General features: G+C 64.3%; 3 protein-coding genes. 2 read left to right on the top strand and 1 reads right to left on the bottom strand.

Going from position 1 to position 3,239, the window contains the following annotated elements; translation table 11 throughout:
• Window positions 1-347, top strand: a 347-nt coding sequence (locus WEB61_RS03040; RefSeq protein ID WP_368062851.1) for a CoA-binding protein, incomplete at its 5' end; no start/stop codon positions are given.
• Window positions 348-596: 249 nt separating this feature from the next.
• Window positions 597-1,871, top strand: a complete 1,275-nt coding sequence (locus tag WEB61_RS03035) for an O-acetylhomoserine aminocarboxypropyltransferase (protein WP_368062850.1) — start codon at window positions 597-599, stop codon at window positions 1,869-1,871.
• A 205-nt stretch (window positions 1,872-2,076) separates the two neighbouring features.
• On the opposite strand, the gene WEB61_RS03030 is transcribed toward WEB61_RS03035, so the two are convergent.
• Window positions 2,077-3,111 (bottom strand): COX15/CtaA family protein, encoded by a 1,035-nt coding sequence (locus WEB61_RS03030; protein ID WP_368062849.1) that lies wholly within the window; start codon window positions 3,109-3,111, stop codon window positions 2,077-2,079.
• Window positions 3,112-3,239 lie beyond the last annotated feature (128 nt).

The following is a 3,239-nucleotide window of genomic DNA, read 5'->3' as shown; positions in this document are numbered from 1 at the left end:
CCAGCGCCAATCCGCGCCGCGACAGTCACGAGGTGATGCGCTTCCTGCAAGGAAAGGGCTATCGCGTGATCCCGGTCAATCCGGGCCTCGCCGGACAGGACCTCAACGGCGAAAAGGTCTATGCGACGCTTGCCGACATTCCCGAAAAGATCGACATGGTCGATGTCTTCCGCAACTCGCAAGCCGCCGGCGAAGTCGCCGACGAGGCAATCGCCGTCGGCGCGAAATATGTCTGGATGCAGCTCGGCGTCGTCAACGAGGAAGCCGCCGCCCGCGCCCGCGCCGCCGGCCTGAAAGTCGTGATGAACCGCTGCCCGAAAATCGAGATACCAAAATTGGGGATGTGAGGCGGATGTCGTCGATGCAATATCGACAATCTCACCTTCCCACCCTCCCCCTGAGGGAGGGTCGAAATTCGGATCGCGTCAGCGAGACGAATTTCGGGGAGGGGTAAGCGTGGAACTTCAGCGCATAATCGGCAGCGCGCCATTCACCGACAACGGAGCACCCCTCTCCAAACGGGCTTCGCCCGTTTGACCCTCCCTCAGGGGGAGGGTGGAAAAGAGAGACAAACTCGGAAGCAACAGAGGCCTCAAATGACCGACCGCAAATTCGACACCCTCGCCATCCACGCCGGCGCCAGGCCCGACCCCACGACCGGCGCCCGCGCCACGCCGATCTACCAGACGACCTCCTTCGTCTTCGACGATGTCGATCACGCGGCCTCGCTGTTCGGCCTCCAGGCCTTCGGCAACATCTATACCCGCATCACCAACCCGACGACCGCCGTGCTCGAGGAGCGCGTCGCCGCGCTCGAAGGCGGCACCGCGGCGCTCGCCGTTGCCTCGGGTCACGCGGCGCAGATGCTGACCTTCCACACCCTGCTCGAACCGGGCGACCGCTTCGTCGCCGTCCGCCAGCTCTATGGCGGCTCGATCAACCAGTTCGGCCACTCCTTCAAGAAGTTCGGCTGGGACGTCGACTGGGCCGATGGCACCGATCCGGCCTCGATCAAATCCGCCATCGGTCCGAAGACCAAAGCCGTCTTCATCGAAAGCCTTGCCAATCCGGGCGGCATCGTGATGGACATCGCGGCGATTGCCAAAATCGCGCATGACGCCGGTGTGCCGCTGATCGTCGACAACACGCTGGCCTCGCCCTATCTCTGCCGTCCGCTCGAACACGGCGCCGACATCGTCGTTCATTCGGCGACGAAGTTCCTCGGCGGTCACGGCAATTCGATGGGCGGCCTCATCGTCGATGGCGGCAAGTTCGACTGGTCGAAGGACGGCAAGTACAAGACGCTCTCCGAACCCTGCGCCTCCTATCACGGGTTGAAAATCCACGAGACCTTCGGCGCCATCGCCTTCGCCATCGCCTGCCGCGTGCTGGGCCTGCGCGATCTCGGCCCCGCCATCTCGCCCTTCAACGCCTTCATGATCCTGACGGGCATCGAAACCCTGCCGCTCAGGATGCAACGCCATTCGGATTCGGCATTGAAGGTCGCGAAGTTCCTGAAGAATCACCCGAAAGTCACATGGGTTTCCTATGCCGGTCTCGACAGCGACCCCTTCAACAAGCTGATGAAAAAATATTCGCCGAAAGGCGCCGGCGCCGTTTTCACTTTCGGCCTGAAGGGCGGCTATGAAGCGGGCGTGAAGCTCGTCGGCAAGGTCGAACTCTTGAGCCACCTCGCCAATGTCGGCGACACCCGCAGTCTGATCATCCACCCCTCCTCGACGACCCATCGTCAGTTGACGGAGGAACAGCAAAAGGCGGCCGGCGCCGGCCCCGACGTCGTCCGCCTCTCCGTCGGCCTCGAAGACCCCGCCGACATCATCGCCGACCTCGACCAGGCGCTCGCGGAGTAAGGAAATCTTTCCACCCTCCCCCTGAGGGAGGGTCGACAAAATTCGAGCGCAGCGAAGAATTTTTCGGGGAGGGGTAAGCGTGGAACTTCGGTGCATAACAGAGAACGCGCCATTCGCCGACAACGGAGCACCCCTCCCCAAACGGGCTTCGCCCGTTTGACCCTCCCTCAGGGGGAGGGTGGAAGAAGGAACTATGCGCCCGCCCCTACCGCATCGCCCGATGCGCATGCGCGAGCGCCACCGTCAGCACGATCAGCGCGCCCGCCTGATGCGCCGCGCCGAGCGGGATCGGCACCACCCAGAGCAGCGTCCAGATGCCGAGCAGCGCCTGCAGGGCAATCGCGAGCAGCACGAGCCCCGCGCTGTCCGCCACCGCCGTCTTGCGCGCCGCCCACCAGTGCCACAGCGCCGCGAGCGCCAGCAGATAGGCCGCGATCCGGTGCTGGAACTGCACCGTCAGATGGTTCTCGAAGAAGTTGTGCCAGAGAGGCGACCTCGCCATCAGCCCGTCCGGAATGAAGGCGCCATCCATCAGCGGCCATGTGTTGTAGACAAGACCGGCGCGAATGCCGGCGACGAAAGCCCCGAGGATCGTCTGCAGAAAGACGAGAGCGACCAGCGCCAGCGCTGCCTTCGAAATGCCGCCGAGCGCGCGCGAGGCCTTGCCGCGCGTCAGGTCGAGAACCGTCCACACCAGCGCGCCATAGACGAGCGTCGCCAGCCCGAGATGCGCCGCCAGCCGGTACTGGCTCACCTCCGTCCGCTCGGCGAGCCCGCTCATCACCATCCACCAGCCAAGCACGCCCTGCAGCCCGCCCAGGATGAAAAGCAGAATGAGCCGCGGCACCAGCGCGCTTTCAATCCGCTTACGGATAAAAAACCAGACGAACGGCACGAAGAAGGCAAGTCCGATCAGCCGCCCGAGAAAGCGGTGGCTCCATTCCCACCAGTAGATCGTCTTGAAGTCGGCGAGCGACATGCCCTTGTTGATCAGCTGATATTGCGGGATCTGGCGATAGAGCTCGAACGCGGCCTGCCAGTCTTCCTCGCTCATCGGCGGCAGCGCGCCGGTGACAGGCTTCCATTCGGTGATCGACAGCCCGCTCTCGGTCAGTCGCGTCAGCCCGCCCACCACCACCATGATGAAAACGAGCGCGGCGACGCAACCGAGCCAGATCGCGATGGCGCGGGTATCGCTCTGGCTTCGCTCGGCGGCGCTGATCCGGGAAAGAACGCTCATGGAGATTAGGAATAGCCGCTGGCGCGCGTCGCGCCTAGCCCGCCCGCCCCGCGACGGGTCGCCGCGCCGGGCGCTCTATGCAGGCCGCGCCGAATGGGCTAATCGGAAGGCCTCGCCAAACCGGTCGG

Origin of the sequence: Parvibaculum sp., assembly GCF_040882025.1 — a bacterium.
In the GTDB taxonomy this organism is placed as follows: Bacteria; Pseudomonadota; Alphaproteobacteria; order Parvibaculales; family Parvibaculaceae; genus Parvibaculum.
Note: the sequence above shows the minus strand (reverse complement) of the source record. Positions and strands in the feature narration are given on the sequence as shown.

Coding starts and splice junctions, on each gene's coding strand:
- WEB61_RS03030 (WP_368062849.1), bottom strand. CDS start 3,111: ATGAGCGTTCTTTCCCGGATCAGCGCCGCCGAGCGAAGCCAGAGCGAT.
- WEB61_RS03035 (WP_368062850.1), top strand. CDS start 597: ATGACCGACCGCAAATTCGACACCCTCGCCATCCACGCCGGCGCCAGG.